At 51.9% G+C, this 20,317-nt stretch carries 1 protein-coding gene (only partly in view); it reads right to left on the bottom strand.

Annotated features, from left to right (window positions below; translation table 11 throughout):
• Window positions 1–20,317 carry the 5' portion of a TcdA/TcdB catalytic glycosyltransferase domain-containing protein gene (locus tag ACO6V5_RS09620; RefSeq protein ID WP_422492099.1) on the bottom strand. 8,069 nt of this gene lie to the left of the window's left edge, so only the first 20,317 of its 28,386 coding nucleotides appear in the window; it begins with the start codon at window positions 20,315–20,317; the stop codon falls past the left edge of the window.

Below are 20,317 nucleotides of genomic sequence, written 5' to 3'. Positions count from 1 at the left end.
TCAGGTTCAGCAGCCCGTTGAGCCGCTGATAAAGCCCGGTAGAAATCGTTTCAGGCAGAGAACCCAGGGCGCTGACCTCTGCCGCAAGTAACTTCCCGGCGATGGTTTCAGCCAGACCTGCCGGGATGGCTGACTGCCGGGCATAGTGCAGGAAACCATCAGCAAACTGCTGCCGGGTGACATGGTCCATCTTGTCAATAACGCCATTGACTTGGCCGGTCATGTTAATGTCCTTCAGTTCACTAAAAGCCTCATAATGGCGTGCCAGCTGTGACAGGTAAGCCTGAGTGGCTGCAGCGTTTTTGCCCGGATTAAGAGGCCGCCGTAACAGCCTCTTCAGGCCATCCTGTGACTGGAGTGACATAAGCGAGAAAGGATTGCCCGGGCCCGCCGGAGTTATTTTCATATAACGCCTTTTACCATCCGCCATAACCGCATAACGAGGGCTGCTGGCGAAGGTTTCAATGATCTGATCCTGCCCCGCTATAGCCTGCACAGACGTGGGCTCTTTACCCTGGGCGTCCGGTTGTTGATTAACAGGCAACTGGAACGGCCTTCCGACGCGCCGTCGCAGTGCTACCGCCTCATGGAATACGGTGTCCACATCTTGCTTCAGATTGGCCAGCAGGCCAGTGTCAAAAGACTTCCAGCCGAGTCCCCGGGCAACAAAAGTGCAGGCTTTTTCCAATGCGACGAGAGTGGATATCCTCGGACTCTCTGGCGTATTTATCTCCAACCAAAGATCAACGTACATCAGTTTTGCGATGTCATCGATATCGCCGTCAGGCAGTATGGTCGTTACCGCATCGGTCACTCCCAAGCGTATCCGGCTGGCTGGCTGGCCGGTGTCACCCAGAACCTGCTCCATCTTCCAGTAGATAAAATGAACCAGCAGTGACTTCAGGTAAGTGCTGGCAACGACTTTTAGTCTGAAATGCTTTTTAGCGACCTCTATCTGTTGGGACAGGAAATTTTCTGCCGCCGCCCGACTTAACCCCAGCAGTCTGGCGTCGAGCAGGGATTCTATACCGGAACCAACGCTCCAGAAGGCCCGGTAATCCACGTTGACCAGCTCAGAGGTGAAGGGCAAGGCCTTGTAGGAGGCAATGGTATTATCAGAGCCATCTGGAACCAGGGGCGCTGAGGATTGTTTATCATTGACAACCTCGTTGAAAAGTTTTTTCTCACGGTCACTGGCTGTAATTTCCCCTTTAGCAAGGCTATCCCTTATTGCCTGAATCCTGGTCTTGTCATGCAACTCTAAATACGCCAATGCCCGGCGATAATCGGCTTTCGTACCTTTGGCTAACAGCAGGTTATGATGGCCTGCGACCAGTTGCCGATAGAGGCTTGTGCCTGAAGGGGGGTCAACCGCCAGAGTCAGTGCGTATTGACGGGTCAGTCCCAAGGGACGCGACTCCTTGTCAGGCAGTGTCGCGGTGTTGATCCCGAACTGCTGGCGCACCTGCTGGCGCAAGGCTGTCAGCGACCCTCCACCACCTTCAAGTGCCTTCAACAGACTGGCACCCACCAGGTTGGTCAGGGTTTCCCGGAAAATAAATGGCCTGTTCCTGTTCTTCGTGCCCAGCAATAACAGGGCGTGGGCACTGTTTTCCTCACTCACCTCGACACGACTGTCCACCAACGGCCAGAGCGGCCTGGGGCTGATTTTTATTTTAAAAGGGCTAATATCGGCAATGCCTGCATCCCTGACGGGTTGCACCAGCGCCTGAAGAAGCTGCGATAGACGAGGCTCCCCCATCCCCCGGGCAATGAATTGAATGTCGTTCTGTAATTGCTCTTTGCCAATACTGCCCTTCCGTTGCAGCTTGCGATAAAACTCCATGTGGACAACCAGCCTGATCGGCAAAAGACGGTCTGGCCAGCCATCAGGAAGCTGGAGGCGAAAGACCTGCTTGCGGTCGCCTTCGCTGTGAGTCAGGGTGTAGCCGGGCCCCCGGTTGGAAAAAGCCAGGTCATCCCGGCGACCCAGCGTGAACGTTTTTTGCCCGTCCTTGGTTTGAACCTGAGCCTGGTAACGGCCCAACCCGGTATCGAGGGTGAAAGCCGGGCGCTCCCAGCCAGGTCCCGGAAGCGGTGGCGGATTTTTTTGCAGGAGATCAAGCCATTTATTGGCCCGCAGGGCATCCGCCCGCAACCTGGCTGGGTCTGTGGGTTCCAGCCCCCTGAGCCGCCGGTGAAAAAAATACTCCGCCAGCAGCGACTCACCGTCGGTCAGGGATGGCTTGTTGAGCAAATCAACAAGGGTGTCATCCAGGTTGTTGGTCTGCTGTGGGGACAGTGATAACAGAGTACGCTTGATCGCGTCCCGGTAATAGTCCGGGTCGGTAACTGCTGGAGCCCAACCAAGCTCGGTCCTTAAAGCAGCGACAGCCTGCGGGCTGTCAGGTGACTCCTGTCTCAACAGGGCCAGCAAACCGCTAAGCTCATCGCCTGCCGGAGCGGACAGGGGGCCGTTCTGGCTTTCAATAGCAATGAGAGGCTGATCATTCAGCCGGGTGACCGGTTGCCGCCCGGTGCTGGTCAGGGCAAGGGTTTTTCGGTTACCAGTGGTGACCGGTACATTGCCGCGGGAATCCGCAGCGAGGGGAAGTTGTCCGGGCTCGGCCCATTCCTTGCGCACGGCCTGTGCGTCCGTAAGAACCGCCTCTGCACGGCTTAGCCAGTGCAATAATCCCTGTTGTTCTGCCGCTGTGAAGGCGATGCCCCGTCGGTCTTTCAGAGCATCGGTCAACACCTCTTCAAGCTGCCCGGCGAGGTTGTTGATCCCGGCCAGTGCTTTCAGCTCACTGTCATCAAGCACGGCTGTGACCACGTCCGCCGGATCAGCCAGCAGTGCGGGCTGCGATGTCACCATGCGCTGACTGACCAGCCCACTCCAGGCCAGCTGCGTTAACAGTGAGCGAAGGTTTCTCAGCCCTGCACGACCAGCGTCGGATAACCGGTCAACCCGTTGGTTGCAATAATACTGAACCCGCTGAAACAGTCGACGGGTTTCCATATCCCCTATCAGCCGGGCAAAGCCGGACAGAGGCTCAGCAATGGCTTGATAGGCAATGCGGACCCGATGGCGGTTTTTCACAGTCGTTATCCCGCCCGCTGAGGTGACCTCCTGAACAGGGGTATGGGCTGATGCCGTGGCCAGCACGGGCAGCAGGTCGTACTGCTTACGAAGCTGGTTTTCCAGTTGCAGCAGCGTCCGGGCACTGGTGATTTTGGCCCCCTGCAACCAGGTCATGGCGATGGCTGGTGAGTTCACCTGATCAGTACTGACCAGTGCTGCCCGACACAAATCCTTCAGGACCGAGGCCAGTGCTCCCAGGTAATTACTGGTGGAGTGGCGTTGCCCGGTCAACACCGCCGGGTCAACCTTCAGCACCACAAGCCGGTTGCCACTGGTGTCCCCGCTGTCCCCGGGACGATAGGGTATCACCCGGTCAGCAAGAGCCTGTTTGCCAAACCTGATCACCAGCCTGAGAGGGGCAGGGGGCTTCATACCGGGCAGCAGCTGACTGTCCAGCTCGGTCATAGTGGCGGGTTTGATGAAACTGTCAGGGAACCCCAGGGCATTGACCAGACGCTGTCCTGCGGAGCTGGCAACAAAGACTCTCAGTTCTGACAAGAGCCGTTCGGCCTGATTCGCCAGTTTCTGGCCGGGACGGTAGTCGGCAGGAAGGATCACGGCTATCCTGTCGTCTGTGCCCGTCAGCGTCCGTAGCTCGGAACTGCTCGCTGACAGCCAGTGGCGGGCGGCGGCTAACTGATCCTTCAGCGATTCCCTCGGGTTGAGTTTGAACAGCCCGTTTGTCCCTGCGGCGGCGTCGTCCAGTTTCACACCATAAATCGTCTTTCCATGGTCGTTTTTTTCCAGCACCGGAATAAGGGTTTTACTGTTACTGTCGTACGACGCTAACAGCTTATCTCCGGATTGCAAACTCACTGCCCGGTAGTGACCGTCAGCTTCCGAAATCAGCTGATAAACCTTGCCATCGGAACGCCTGACCGCCACGGACGTGGTGGCCAATGTTGCGTCCGAAAACACCCGCTCAGCTGGGGAGTCGTTGCTATCGTGGATGCTGTCATAGACGGAAGCCTGGCCCAGGGGGGTGGCAGTAATATCCTTGTCTGAGCGCCTGAGCACCTGGTACAGCTCATCGTTGTGGTTAAGGAACTCAACTTTGTAATAAGGTTTGTTGGTATCGGTGTAACTGATATCCGTGCTGTCAATGTCCAAAAAGGGGCGGTCCGCCAGATTTCCTGCTGATAGCAGGCGAGTACTGCACCCGTCGACCCCACGTCGGCAGCGTTTGTTGTCTTGCGCCTCAGGGTCTTCGATGACAACCACTGACTCTCTGTCGCTGTCGTCGCCGCTGCCAGACTCAACCAGCCGGTAGGTCGATGACTTAAACCCGTCAGCATCGGTTACCTGGGCTTGCGAATCGAACGTTGTTTTAAGTGTGTCTATGTAGTCAATCAGTTCCCACTGCTGAGGGGCCTGGTGAGTCAGGGCACCCTTCAGAAATTTGATCTGCCTGGGAGTGAAAGCCTCCCTGAACAGGACTCTGTCACCATCAGGCAGGTTGCGGTCAAACTCATACAGCGCCTCGGCAAAGGTTTGAACAGCCGGGTTATCCTGGTCCCCCTGAATTTGGTCAAAGAGCTGTTCAAGGCCCAATGAAATTGATCCAGGCTTCTGATCGAACAGCCATTTTAGCGTCCGTTTCACGCCTTCCTGACTGACGGATCCAGCATAAAGTTTTGGTAAATCCGGGCTGTTGTCTCTCGGAAGGGTATTATCCAGGTGCCGCGCCGCAGGCAGGGAATCCCATCGCTGGACAGAATCAAAATCAACAGTGTCGCCCAGTTGACGCAGTCGCTCCGCCTCCTCTGGCCAGACCGACTGGAACAGACTGGCATCAACAGCCTCTACACTCTTGGCCAGACCCATGGCGTAGAACCGGCCAACCACTTCGTTAAAGAATCTGTAACTCTGCAAAGGGTTATCCTTCATCCCAAACTCAATCGTTACAGCGGCATCCCCGACCTGCAACCGGGACTTCTGCAGGGGAATATGGGGATTTAACTGCCAGTGGAGAGGCCGGCCCGCACTCAGGTCAAGCGCCCCCCCCTCCTGAAGTCGTTGGCGATAGATTTCCGGTCCAAAGTCACTGAACGTTTTAATAAGCCACTGGACATCATGCTGGTAACGGTCGGGATGCAGCTGTCTATCCTGCATCGCTTGCCGGTAGAGTCTGACGCTGTTGTGCGTATCCAGAAACGACCCTGGAAACTGGCTGCTGTATGAACTGGCGAGCATTAGCAGCCCTTGCGGATACGGCTTGAGTGATGGCTCTCCAGTCACCGGCTCCGGGGAGTCGGCCAGCACAGGTATGATCCCCTCGTCAGTCTCCAGCCTGAAGCCATGACTTCCGTCTTCGGGTAATGTCACACGCCTGATGCGAAACGCCGGCGGTGTCCCGTCCTGATCATCCTGACTGATCTGCTGATTCACTTCCGACAGCTGGATTCGGGTAAGGGCAAGGGCCAGCTGCTTGATACTGTCCTCTGGATACTGCAAGCGATATTGACCCAGCGCCACCACTACTGCGGAACGCTGCAATTGGGGCAATGAAGAGAAGTACTCCAAAAACTGCGGCCAGTCGGCTTTACCCACCCCGGACATCGCCAATTCAAGAAACGCACGGGTAACCTCTGGATCACTGCCCAGCCAGTCCGGTTTCAAAGCCAATCGGAGCTGGCTCCGGAGGTTATCGGGGGGGGCCGGGTTTCGGAGCAACAGGCGTTTGACCATGCCGCTTTGACCCGGCAAGGCCAGGTCCAGAAGATATTGGCCATCGGCGTTTCTGGAGACAGGTCGCGCTCTGCTGTCCTCTGACATCTGGCCAGTCCAGAGCTCTCGATATTTTTTGTTATCTTTCAGGGGCAGCGAGTAGTAATCCGGCAGCGTGCCGGGCAGCAACATGGCGCCGTTGGCAAGGCGGTAATCCAAAGCCATCCCTAGCAGGTCTTTGATCCTGAGGCCCGCTTGCAGATCCGGGGCACCCGGCTTTGCAATGACAGTGAGCTTCGTTTCCAGTTCCTGAGTGACCTGTTGCAGGCCAACACGGTGAATGTAGTCACTGAGTAAGGCAGCGGCACTGTTGGAAAGGCAGGTATGGATATAATCTGCCAGCCTTATTCCCGGAAACAGGGATTTCCCGTGGGGGGCGTCCCTCGACAGCCGGTACAACAACAGGGTAAGCAGCGACCTTAACTGAGCATGGATTGCCCTGTAATCGCCTGAGGCCGGGGCAATATCTGTCACGAACTGTTTGGCAGCCTTCAGGCTGGCCAGCAGCCGCTCCCCTTCAGGGCTGTCACTGTCAGCAAACAGGGCAGCGAACACCGGCCTGTCCAGATCCTCAAAGGGCAGCCTCAGGATGATTCCGGTATCTGAGCCGTCGGTGGTTTTTGCCCGGTCAATGGGCTGCCCTTCAGAGCCTGACCGGTCGCTAAAATACTCCTTGTAGACCTCATCGTAATCTTTTGTATTGTCCGGATGAGTCAGCGTCGAGATCATTTTATCCAGCGCATAAAAATCGGCTGCCAGAGAAAGCCTGTGAGTGTCCAGGTCATCCGGGGAGAGTGGGGCTGTTACCAATTGCAATCCCGGCTGACCTTCGGCACCAAGCCATTTCAGAGTCGTTAAAGGTGAGCCATTGATCTCTGTCAGGCTCTGCTGCACCGTGCTGTCCCATCCGGCAGGTCGGGAGACAGCGTCGGTTACTCTTTCAAGAACGATCTGGCCAGTTGCACTGTCCTTTTTTACCGCCGCTATTTTGGCAAGCTGCACCAGGGGAGCCAGCCCCATTTCCTGGCGAACCCTTGTTTCAATGTCTTTATCGTCCGGGGCGGCAGGCTGACTGCTATCATCCATGTCGTAGCCGGATTTAACCAGGTCAACAAACACTGGGATCAAGCTGGACAAACGGATCTTTTGACTGGCACTGGGATCAATGATCACTTGTCTGTCAGCCGTTTCTTCGCCAGCCAGTGTTAACGTAACAACGATTTGCTGCTTTCCATCGCTTGCTTTTGGGGCATCAAAAATCAGGTACTGATAACGGCCGGACGTGAAACTCTCTTCAAATTTTTTCAGGTAATCTTTGCCCAGAGGTGTTGCCAGGAAGTTCCTGATAGCATCGGGTAATAAATGATAATTCGCCCCGGCATAACCGAAGTATTCAGGGGTGACCCTTAACATTATCCCCCTGCTCAGTGTGATACCAGGAAGGCGTCGTTTTAAATCGCGGCCACTATAAAGCGCGTCAAGACTTCTGGCATCTATTATTGCATCCAGGCCACTGATTAATGGTGCGCGCCTTTCATTCAGGGTCTGTTTCAGAAAAGTGCAGCCGTCACTCCCGATAACCTGACGCAGAGTCAGTGCTGCCCGGCCATCCGGCAGGTTCCTGTGTGTCTTCACCACTGCTGAGGCAAAGGTGTCCAGATATACTCCGGTGTTTTGACGGTGGTAGTTCCGAATCCGATGAAAAGCCTCTGTCAGACTGTCCTGATCATAGCGGGTGGACAACCCGTACAGAACCCGGGCGAAATCCTCAACCGACCCGGAAGCAAACTGCCAATTGTGATCGGGGTTGCCGATGCCATCCACAAACTGTGTGTAAAGGGCGTCCTGCTGCTCTGGAAAAATAGCCAGAGTCAGTTCTTTGGTCAGGCCATAGTTGCGGTCAGTCTTGATTGACGACAATCCCCAGATCGCCCGCAAATCCTTTTGCGCCTGATGGAGCGCGGCCACATCGGGATGGTTTAACAGGGCTATTGCGAAAAGTTTTCCTATAGGGGTAGCTTTATGGTTATCTTGCGTCGCGTCTTTTATTCCCACTGTCAGGGTCAGCGGATTCTTGTTCAGTTGACTCTGGTACGGGTGCCAGTGGGGGTTAAGGACAATCGTTATTTCCTGGGACACACGGCGCAGAGACATTCCGTACCCGGACAGCACCTCTCCTGATTTAAGCACCGGCTTAATAAAACCTTCGCTTTCATCACCAGAAAACAGTTTCAGAAGTGTATTGAGTTCAGTAGACAGATTAAGCTCTGCCAGCTGTTGCCAGCGGGCCTGACGGTCAGTGGCTGCCACAGGAAGCGGTTGCTCCTCGCTGGTTATCCGCTGAAGATCCACGGACACTATTTTTTGCAACTGCACCAGAGTGTCCCAGGCTGATCCTGACGACCCGCCGGTTATTGCCCTGAGATTGGCAGTCAGCAGCAACCGGGCCACTCGTTCCTGCCCGATTGGGTCCTGTGTTTCATGCGGACGGTTGACGAAGGAGCGGGTGACATGTTCGAGCTTTGCCTGGCTGAGTCGACCCAAACGGTCGAGGATGGACTGCTTCACCCAGCTCTGGAAATGCGAAGTTTTGGTTTCAGGGCTGACCAGGGATTGAGCTTTTCCTAAAAAAATCCCGTCAACCTCCGGGTCTGCTCCCAGTAACCCCGGGGTTTGAACGGACTTTATTACCGAAACCGTGAAAGAGTCGGGAGGGGAAAAAGCCATCTTATCGAGATTGGGCCAGAGTTTTCGAACCTCCACTGTCCCGAGAAAATGGGCTTGACCCTCTTCATCAACATAAGAAGTGACGCCATGTCTTGAGGATGCATTTGTGATATCTACGTAACCCAGCTTCGGGCTTTTGTTCTCGCCCTGGGGTAATTCGAAAAAATCTGAGCCATGGTTGTAGGGGATAATCATCGCCCCATGTTCGACACGATGATCCAACATGTCGGTGAACAACAATTTTAACCTGGCTTGCAATCGCTGTTCGGGAACCTTCCACTCCCTGCCAATTCCTTCAGCCTCAGATCCCACCGTGGCCAGATCATTGACCGTTTCCTGCATCAACGAAGTAAAGCTTTGCCAGCCGTAATTCTGGATGGCTGTCTTAAGTTGTTCGGCCTCCGACTCAGAGATGGCAGTCATTAAAAAATCAGCGGTACCCAGTCTCAGTAATCCTCTAAGTTTATTGATAGAGGTACCTGCAAGACTCATTTTCCCCCTCTTGAAATTGTTGGTTGAACTGTCTAATGCCTGCTTGTACAAATGCATGGTAAACATGGATTTCAGCAAGTCAGAATTCAGATTCAGCTTTTCTGAAATGACAGCGGCTTTATACTGGCTCCACTCAAAAACCTGCCTTAATGTGTCGCTTTTATCCGAGACAAAAAGATCGGGAATATAGGAGGTTATATCCCCAATCAAACTAAGGTCGACCCCAATATTGACATGAATACGATAAGGTGGTGACTGTGCTCCTGCCGCTACCGCTGCCCCCATCTTGCCAGACAACAATGAAATCTGACTGTCTTTAAATTCATCAAAACTGGATAACTTGAAATTTTTTAAATTACCTTCGGGGTTATTGCCAAGTAGCTGATCATTATAAGCCTCAACCAAACCACTGACGGTAACCCCCCCTTCAGGTATATTCGCTAAAACAGAGGCCAGCGTTTTGGTTGCAAGAAATAAATCTGAGGACTCACTGAGATAAGCCGAGAGAGGTTTGGGGCCGGTAACAATTTCAATGATGGTGCGACCTTCATGGCTATCAGTAGACAGGAGTATATTAGGAAAATCAGAGTTAATACGCTCATCAGGATTAAATTGAGAGTATGCAAGGTTTTTCCTCGCTTCAGTGTCCACACTTGTGATGAGATTCTCTATTTCAAGGCCGGCCCGTCCCTTGAAAGGGTCGAAGGGAACAACGATAATGCTTTTCTTTTCTGGTAATGCCTTGATGCCAAATTTACGCAGCATTTTTTTGCGAAGGGTTTCATAATCTCCGTTGATTCCTTTTAGCAGACCGGATGCAACAATATAACGAGCTATCAGGCCTGATAAGGTCTGATGTTGTTCAACCTCTATTTGTCCTTTGATGAAATACTGGCTCGGATCCACTTTCAGAACACAACCGGTATTCTTAACCAGAACCGGCTGCGGCATTTCTGTAGCGGATGGAGTACCCGATGGATCGGGAGGAGTAATGACCAGCAATAGCCGGACAGAGTCGGGTATTTTGACCTGGTCGAAGCCGCTACCGGCAGAACCATCAATAACCCCCTGATCCACCAGCTTCTGGAGGTCGCCAAAGGCCTGGCTCCGATCTTTCGCCAGAGCGCCGGAAAAAACCTTGAATTCAGGGACGGTGCTGAGCCATCTAAGGCTTTTGATAATCTTACTGTGTATTGAAAACAGGTGTTCGGAAGGAGCATTCTGTTCAAGAGCATTCTGATCACGAACATATTTGATAAACCCGGCAGAGAACAAGATCGCGACCTTGGTCTGCGAACCATTATCGCCATAGGAGCCTGGTGTTACTTCACTGATAATTCCGGGACTGTTCTCCTTTATTCCTTTGCTATAGACGTCCATGTAATGAGAAGGCATGGTGCCGGTGTACGAAGTTTTGTCTGGCGGGTTTTCCATATTGCCCAGACTTGACAATAACCTGCTCCTGGTATTAACGGTTAAATCGGAGCTGGTTAATCGTTGTTTCAATATCTGGTATTGCGATGCCTGCAACTGCAGCACCGACCGCAGTTGTGCATCCTGCATCTCTTTCCAGAAATTTGTGTATACCTTAACCAGAGCTTCTACAAAAGTATTAACAGAGGTCGCCGGATTCATTGCAATGCGGCTAATAACGTTGCTGACCGAATCGCTGAGTTTCCCTTCCGAATCCAATACCTCCATAGCCCGCTGGAAATCATCTACAGAACCCACGGCAAACTTAAGATCATGGTTCTTACTGTCACGGATCAGTGCCCGGTAAAGCGGATCGCCAGTGAATTGCCGAAGTGTCAGAGCATTGTCAAAACCGTAATCCCCCTCAGGATTATCACGGTAATCCATTTGCCATATCTCCATAGCCCCGATTAGATAGCGAGCATTTGGAGCCATTGCCCGGATTCGCAGACACAGGGCCATCCCGTAGGATTGGGTCAGCACCCGGGCCAGGCGGGCGTCAGACGCCTCTTCTGGTACATCCTTCACTCCAACCCGGACGATGATCGACTTATTTGATTGCCATGGATGGACAATTGCCTCACTGTCCTGGATGAATCGGTCTTGCTCCAGAAGAATATCAAGGTTCGGCTTTTTAGCCTCAAAACCAGACTCTATTTCCCATTTTCGCCAGGCCAAAAGGGTATCGACAAATTGATTAGGTTTGTCGAAATAACGAAACACAGGTCCCTGTTTTTTTGGCATTCCATTCAGTTTCAGCAGCTCACGCACCTGAGAGCGATAGGTACTGTCCTGAATGGTCGAGATAAAAAGTGGCGAACGAGCCCCCAGAGTGACTCGCGAATGCAAGCCACGATAGTCATTCGTGTCGATGGTCTTCAAAGGATCCAGAGTAATCGTGCGTTGGTATTTTCCCGATTCTGGGACCAGGACGACAAAGGTCTTTTCTTCGGGGGCCCGGACGAGTAATTCTGCGATCAGAAACTTCTGCTGGTAATCCGGTTTGTGACCGATGTCCAGAGCCGTCACTGCGCTGGCTGCCAGGCGAATCAACAGTCTTCGTATCAGACTCCGAAGAGCCTTAGGCTCCGTGTCGAGGTTAATAACTTCAGTGGCCAGTGTGACTACATCAGCCATCGGCAGCCGGGTTATTTTTTCAGCAAGCTGCTCTCCTGCCAGGAAATCTGAATGCCGGGAATAGGCTAACTCAATGGTATTGATCAGCGTCTGGGCATTACGCGGCCCCAGCGGCCCTGAGGACTGAAGCATAAACAGGATATTGCGCAGATTATCCGGAAAAGCCGCGTTGTTACTTTCTGGCAGGTCCAGCAGAACATAAGTTACGCCCGAAGGGTCGGTGACAACAGGCAGGTATTTGCTGTCATCAAAAGCCTCTCCGTGAATCCTGGTCACAGGATCTGTAAAACCGACAGCGTCATGGGGAACTCTTTTATTAATCCCAAGGGAAAGTGTTTTTTGCAGCCACTGTCCCTGCTCATTCCTTTCTCTGGCGTTCAGTCTCGGTATTTTTTCGTCTGCTTTGTCCGCCAGAAAGTGACCCAATAACTTTTTCAGAGACTTGATATACCACTGGCTCAAGTCGGCAAAGTCATTTTGCAACTGCTGGCCACGGAGAGCCTGCAGGTCACCTTTTCCCAATACCGAAGTCATCAGCTCAAGGCTGGAGACCCGGAACGGATCTATGTCATTGCCTCCGGGTGCCACAATGTCCTGCACAGACCCAAGCAACAGGCGGGTAAACAATGCAGCCATGACCTCGGATGGCGAGTTTGCAACTCCCATGGCCAGCAGATACCCCTCCTGCTGGATCCGGGCAAAATTCTCTTGCGCCAGGGGATCGTCATAGGCCAGCTGACCCACTCCGGAAAACGGGTCACCGATTGAGTCTGCGCGGACAAAGGCGCTTATCTGACGTCTTTCTTCTGGCTGAGGCTCTTTTGAGGCAAGAGGAAGCTCGACATCGGCAACCGGCAAAGGCATCAACCGGTAAGGAGACAGGTCATCACCGGTGTTTTGATACAGTCGACGGTTGTAATGCTCAATCAGGTCAGAGAGTTTCTGCCTGCCATTGTTTTCGATCATCGTTTCAAGCAGTAAGCGTCTGGCCTGATCGAAATGACGGTCATTCTTGCCCAGATAGGCATAATCCCTGCCGGGGGGCAAAGCGGGCAAATTGTGGAGTTTTTTCACCAGTCCTTCTGCAACCGGAAGCTGGCGGGCCATTAACTGCCCCCGTCCGTCTTTCTCAAGCACCAGCTTGACGCGATGGTCTGACTGTGACCAGAGGATATTGCCATCAGCGGGCAGGGTGCCAGTCCATTTACGGCCAAGCATATCCACTGCCACCAGTGCGTTGCGGACGGTGATGCGTTCTGTCCGGATTTCAGCAAACAGTGTTCTGGCGAACGCTTCTACAGGGTAATGCTCGCCGCTGGCATCAGCACCACAACCCACCAGACTGACAGTCCTGACAAACTGCCCACCGGTTATGCGCTCGAGCACTTCAGCCAGTTGCTCAACCGTCTTGCCGCCCAGAAGAAACTTGCCGGAACCGGTCTTTTTATCCTGAACCTTGGAACCATGACCAACAACAATAATACGTGTGTCGTCTGTAATAAAACTGGCTTTCACAACCCTGGATTCAATGATATAACCTGCTTTCTCATCAATCAGGGAGCCATCAGGCATCAGTCGTATAAGACGGCTGAAATCGGGCTGGTATTTATTTCTCAGGTATGAGCTGGCTCTGGCTTCATTGTCGCTGTTACCGAGCTGGAGAATGACCTGGTTTTTATAACTGCTGTCTCGCTCATTGGTCAGTTTATAACGCACGATTTTATCAGTATTGGTAATCCAGCTACTGGGCTTTTCATCCGTATCAACACTCACTGAATCAATCCTTGCCAGTGGGTTAATTTGCGTGAAATAGGCTTTTAATTTGTAATCAAAAAGGTCCTCTTCTGGAAGCAAAGCAAAGACAGATCTTCTGATGACTTTAATAAACAAAGACGGCCCGGATAGGTGCAACGTCGCTCCAGCTCCTCTAACAACTAATCCATCACCTCGATAGTTAATTATATCTTTGGCGAAATCGTTATTGATTCCCAATTCATTGACGATTGACTCTTTCATTTGCTCAACTGTATCGACATCGATACTGTCGTCATAAGAGTTTTCCGTGTCGCCTATTCCCAGCCGATCAATCAATTTGTAACGCCTTATTATTTCTCGATGAACTGCCTTGAGAACTTCACTGTCTGGCGGCGCGATAATAAAGCAGTTGCCGCCATTGATTCTTTCTACAAATTGTAACCTTATTTCTATTGAGCCAGGAATAGCCTTGACTGAGCCTGGAAAAGTAAAAAGAGGCTCTTTCCCATGATTAACGATGGCTTCTTTGACAGCCTTAAAAAAATCAGGGTATATTTCTTTGAATCTGTTATATTCTCTCCGTATTTCTGGATCAGGTGTTCTGTTAAAAAACAGTTGTTCCGGGCCTGGGTCAGCAAAATAATCCATAATCATATGGTTAATTAAATGACTCAGTCTTCCTGAATGTAAAATTTCACTTGGGATTTCAATCCCTTTAAACAATTTTTCATTATAATGAGGCAGCGTGTCGACGTCCAAATAGACACCTCCCCCCTTCAGCAGTACTACTCTTACCAAATCAGAGGCTGCAGCTAAAATCCCTCTCAAGCCAAGTTCTCTCACGTACAACGCTTTCATGCTGGTTTCATCGCCTGAATGCCAGAGTTGATTGATATCTGCCAGCATGAATCCCCCGGATCCGGTGTTGCCCCGGAGCCCGGTCAGTTCATTGGCGAGATCTGTGAACTCCTGCAGACTTTGCCTTTGTATTTGTGTTAATTCTTCTTGATCCATCCCCAGGTGGTTGACTAAAAATATCTTCGCCATGTCGTCAAAGGTTTTGCCCTGGGCGAGGCCTTTTTTTATAGTGCTGTAGGCCAGATCTTGTAGATGACGCAAACGCGTCAAAAACTCCACTCTGGCTTGTTCATGTACCAGGAATGACTCGGCTATTTTCTCATCGGCAACAGCCTTATATATTTCCCGGGTAAGCACGGGCGCCAGAAATGCCTGTGGATCGTACCAGAGCCTTAGCGACCATGAGGGAACCATCTTACTCCAGACCCTGAGATGGTCCTTAACCCCTTCGTTGAGACGACCAATCCAGATAAAGTTAAGCTTTTCAGGAACCTCCACCAAAGCATCCAGCAGGTACTGATTTATTGCCGCCGCCAGGTGGGAGGCCGCTGATTCCCCACTCAGAATTGCGGGCAGGTTTTTCTGCATCCGATAGACAAGCATGTACTTTTTCAGGGCACTTTCACTTCCCTCCTTCTGGCGAAGTTGGTCAAATTCTGCAATTTTCGTCTCCAGTGCTTCTAAATCACTCGGTTTGAGAAAACTCAGCAGACCCGGCTTCAAACGGTGCCTGAACATCGCCAGAGTTGGCACCAGGTCATCGGGATTGACGGTGGGCCCCAGCAACCCGCTGTCCTGTGATAACACAGAGGGCAGCCGCCGGAGTCCAGTGGCACCTTCAGCCAATGTGTCTTTTTCAGACCAGCGTTCGACGGTGATTTCACCGTTACTCTTACGACGCGCTTTCAGCTTGTCAGAGTGGTCGGCCAGTGACCAGGTGACCGGATCTGTTTCTGAGACCAGGCCAACCCATAGGCGCCCCCAGATATCGACTCTCAAAAGACCGTCACGGGCAGTCACTGCCGAGGTTTTTGTTGTTTTCAGAATTTCTTTCAGGTAGTCGCTGACAAGCCCATTGTCGTCAATGCCTGAGCCAACCAGATTAATGGTTTTAACCGGTGTATCACCGGTCAATGCATTGATTTTTTTTGACAGTTCTAACGCGGTTTGGCCACTCAGTGTAAATTCCCCGTTCCCGGAGTCACCCAGACCTACCACATGAATTCGGCTTTCACTGTCCAGAAATCTGCCAATATCGATCTTGTTGACCTTTGCGCCTGTTTCTCCATCTGACCAGGCATCGTTATCAATGACCAGCCGATAACTACCTCCCGCCAGCTGACCATTGTTGTATTTGCGAAACAGATAACGGCTGGCCCTGGCAATCGGGCTATCATCACCAGGCTCCATCTGGATAACCAATTGTTGGCTGTATTGGCTTCTGCTCTGTGGATCGGTGTTGGTATTGACTGCGATATCGTTTTCATGCTCCCAGACAGCCAGTGCTTCGCTGGAAATCGTATAGTATTCGCTGGAAGACAATTCAGGAATATCCAGCGAATCTCTGTGGTCTCCAGTCCAACCCATTGCACTATTGCTTTGCTCCAGCGCATTATTACCGCTCAGTATTTCATAGCTAACTGCAAACGTTGATATACCCCCGACTCGATAACAAATCAATGACGGGAAAGCTATCTGATTCGAGGTGAAAAACGTTCTTGTATCCTCGATAGTTTTCCAATCTGTCACGTCGAACAACTTATATTGATCAATCGTCTGATAAGCGGTTAAAAGGTGGTTTTGGACCATCTGCATGGTCTTGCTGCCCTGTGATGCTGCAAAAAATAAACTTGGGGCTTTTTCCAATGGCAGGTATATCTCACTGGGAATGACTTTAACTTCTCCCAGGGGCTTAAATAGTTGCGACGGATCAGAGTTCGTCAGGCTCCGTACAATATCGCCTTTAAACTCGGGGTATTTTTCACCGAACCAGACGAGATCATCTGAAACCTTCTGTTCTATTGCAGGATCCTGATCTTCGGGAAGGAATTCCCTGCCGAACCTTCGGATGACAAGCTCTGTCAGTGCCATCCGTATCCTATCCCAATCTGTTTTGATGAGGCCTGAATGGTCAATTTCCTTGAAAAGATCCTCATTAATGGCAGGTGAAAGTTTCGTGTCAGAACAAACGCCACCGAGAGTGTCAATCACCCTGGTTTTCACCAGTGCAATGGCTGCAGGCAGGTGGCCACGCAACCCCAGCTCCCTGAGATAGTAACTTTCGGCCTCCTTACCCTTTTTCCCGAAGGTATCGGTCCAGACCTTATTAATATCTTCGTAGGAAAACTTCGCCCCGGGATAAGAAGACGCTATCTTCTTTTTAAATCGCCGGTAGGCTGTCATCATTTGGGCTTTTTTCTTATCAATATCCGATGATTTATAGTTGAGGTGGCCTACCAGAAAATTCTTCACCGCCAGATCAAATCCCCGGCCCTGTTCCATGTCTGACGCTATGGATTTCCAGGCCTGATCCTGCAGCTGCATGATTCCTCTGGTTAAATCCGATTCAAAATTAGACGGATCACCGGGACCAGATTGACGGGTCAATTGACTGGTCACTGCTTTTTTAAGGGCTTCAGAAAGCAGAGTGGCGAGCATTGCGTTTTGATCATACCAGAGGTTTATCTGCAAATCGGACTTTGAATTGGCTGCAATCCATAACCTGATAGTGTTCAGCTCTGCGACGGTTGGGCCGATGCTGACAAAATGCAGCTTTTCAGGGACTGGTTTAATGGCGACATCTAACCAGCGACGAAAGTTTGTAGTCAGTTTCGCAAATTTTTCGCCGGCTTCCCCTTTCATCGGGTAATTCCTGGTCAGGTCGATGAGTTTTTTGTAGACCTTTACCGCTAGAGCAAAGGTTGATGAAGAATTCACACGACGGTAGCCATCAAACACCTTAAAAGCCCTGAACAGATCTTCAAAACGTTCGGAAAAGTCTGCATTCACGGCGCGGTGATAGTGTAATAAAGGCGCAAATTCCCTATAGAACGTGATAACGTCAGGAATCAGTTGATTCATTAATTCGAAGTCTGAACCTGCAACAGGAGCAGATTCAGAATCAGAACGGCGAACCCTGTGCCCCGTCGCCGGTCTGGTGAGTGCGGGATAGCGGTGCCAGAGGGAAGGTGGCAGAAGACCGCCATCTGCGGTCATTATGCCAATGGCAGCCAGTTGCAGACGATAGGTGCCGTTCCTGTCAGGCTCTGCTGTCAGTTTCAGATAACGCCCCAGGGAGCCATATCCGGTCACTGCCAGAGGTACGGGTTTTCTACTGTCTGTCGCTGTCGTTTGATTAAACCTTACCTGCACCGGCAGGGTCTCTTTGAGTATCACCTGACGGGGGTTTACTACCGGTAACGGCAGTCTGTCCTGTCCGGGGTTGCCCTGTCCAGAGTAGTACCGTGGCAAACCAAGCTCAGTACGAATCCTGTTTTTGGCCGCATTGGCATCTTCTTCTGGTGCCAGCCCAAGGGCCAGCCGTAATGCTTCCCCCAGCTGGTAAAAGAACGAAAGATGGCCTGCCAGCCACCCGGAGCCGTAGGGCAGGTCCCCCTCATCCGGATCAAAAGGGATAAGCGTGAAGGTGCCGTTATTGACTGTCTGGTTAACCGGAGCAAGATCATGGATGGTGTCATTTTCCGCACTATGACGAATGGGCTGGTAGGTCAGCGGGCCTGACTGACTGGCAGTGGACGCGCCATTGCGACCTGGGATAATCAAGCTGACATACTCCCCGGGGATCGTCCTGTTGCGCTCATCGGGGTGGACTTTAAGTATACCCTGGTCGTGTATGTCACCAAGAGTGTCAGGTCTTATCGGGGTTGTTACGTTGCTCGATAGCATCCGTAACTCCTCGGTATTGTTCAACCGGTGTCTGAACAGCTCGCTGGCATCCACCAGTTGCCGCAGGTCACTGGCAAGGGTCTGATGACTGGAACTGGCCAGATAGTCCGGTGTCAGATAAACCCCAATCCAGTCACCCGGAGCCTTGAGGGTAAGGAATCTGCCCCGAACGCTGCTGGTGGTATTGTTTAAGAGCGGCGCCTGCTCCGGCTCGAACAGACCATCGTATTCATCCTGTTGTGCCTCGTCATTTTTTTTCAGTCGCTGAAGGTTTGCCAGAGCCGGGTTGTTGGGGTCTCTGTTACTCAGCCAGTCCAGACTGGCATCAAGTGCCCTGCGGAAAAACCATTGTTCACTGCGTAGCGGCTGTTCGCCATAAACTGTGACAATGGCCTCGAGCAAATCCGCCATTTCCCCGGCTGTGTGGTTAGTCTCAGCTAACGCCTGCCAGTCTCCCATAACGCTGGCAAGTGCTGGCGCCAGCCCGTCACCCTGATAAAGTTCCCGGACCGCATCAACAAAGTCTTCCGCAGTGCCACCTCGTTTCCTGAGATCATGGCGTTGGCCTGACACCAGTCGCTGGTAGAGATCGCCGGACTCTTGTGGCCATTGCCGGGCCTGGTAGCGTTCATCAAGCCCATAATGCGGTTGCAGTGCTTTCAGCCTGTTGTCAGTGATCCCCCAGAGCTGTTCAATACCGGCCACAGCCACGGCATTGTCGGTCAGGGTTTTTCGCCATGCAGGTACCAACAGGGATGACAGTCCGTGTCCAAGAGCCTCGTCAGGGTGCCCGGAAAGATCGGCGGCTCCCAGACGAATCAGTGGCTGACTGTCGTTTGTGAAGGTTGCGTCACTGTCAATAAATAATCGGTCGGACTCTGCCTTGATAAGAGGGACCTTGTGATCCGGGCCACCCGGATCACTGGCAATCTGCAGTCCGTGAAGAAAGGTCAGCAATTGCCGGTTAAAACCACCGTATAGAAACAGTCCTGCCAATTTCTTGAGGTCAAAAACCAGCCGCTGGAGCGTTTGTGCCGGATCTTTGTAACCGAGTGAATGGTAGCCTTCCACATCAAGGGTGATGTCGGCCAGTCGCAGTGGCGGAGCGGCGTCGCCCTGGGGGTATACCCTGATGCCTATTTCTGTTCCGTTAACCCGGGTGCGGTAACCATCGCCAAAAGCAGGACAGGCTATTGTCTCGTCGATGCGCAAAAGAGGCGCGACGGGTGTGAAAGGAGAAAAACTGTCAGGCACTGGTCTGGTAACATTGCCTGTTGGACGGATCTCCTCACTTTTGAGCCAGGCAAGTGTTTGGCTAAGGTCGTTTTTAGAATGCCAGTGCCTGGCTTGCAGTTCGGCACTTAGAGGGGTTGGCGGTTTTGTAAGTTTTTTTGGGGCATTGAACAGATCAGGAAGCAAAGACTCCAGCCAATAGAGTGAAGCCGGTGATACTTTCTGATTCAACCATTTGGCAGCCAGGGTTTCAGAGATAAAGTCGAGCTGTGTTTGAGTGGCTATAGCGGAAACCACGTCATCAGTCTGGCTGATGGGAGACGGGATTAAACCGCCACTATTTTCTGCGGAACCATGCTGGCGAGCCTGAAATTCTGACCAGAAGTTATTGGGGTCACAGGCTTCATAAACGACCATTGCTATATTGTTTAGCAACTTGGCAACGAGCCGGTCAGTTCCAAGAGCATCGGCTATACCGGCAGCTTTGCCCGAAGCCTGGGGCAATAATGACGGATTGATGATCGATTGCCCGATTAACAATGTCACGCCATCGTCGTCATAATAGATATTCTGCCCCGGCAAATCAGGGTCAGACAGGATAATACTGATATTCCGATGCATGTAGTGAGGAAAAAAACCGGACTGCTCGATTAACCAGAAGGCTCGGTCAATGGCTGTCCTGACAGTAAGAATGTGTTCTGGTGTGGCAAAGACCGACTCCGGGTTGGCCGGGTTCGCCGACAGTCTGATGGTAAAACTATCGGTATGAACAGTGGCCGAGTAAAACCAGTCATCGCCGGTATCAATCCACTGTCGCTTATAAGTAGGATTGAGAGGGACGGTGTCGGTCAGATTTGCAGACAT

It is taken from the genome of Endozoicomonas sp. ALD068 (assembly GCF_049310145.1).
In the GTDB taxonomy this organism is placed as follows: domain Bacteria; phylum Pseudomonadota; class Gammaproteobacteria; order Pseudomonadales; family Endozoicomonadaceae; genus Endozoicomonas_A.
The sequence above is the reverse complement of the archived record's forward strand: the minus strand, read 5'-3'. Positions and strand labels throughout refer to the sequence as shown.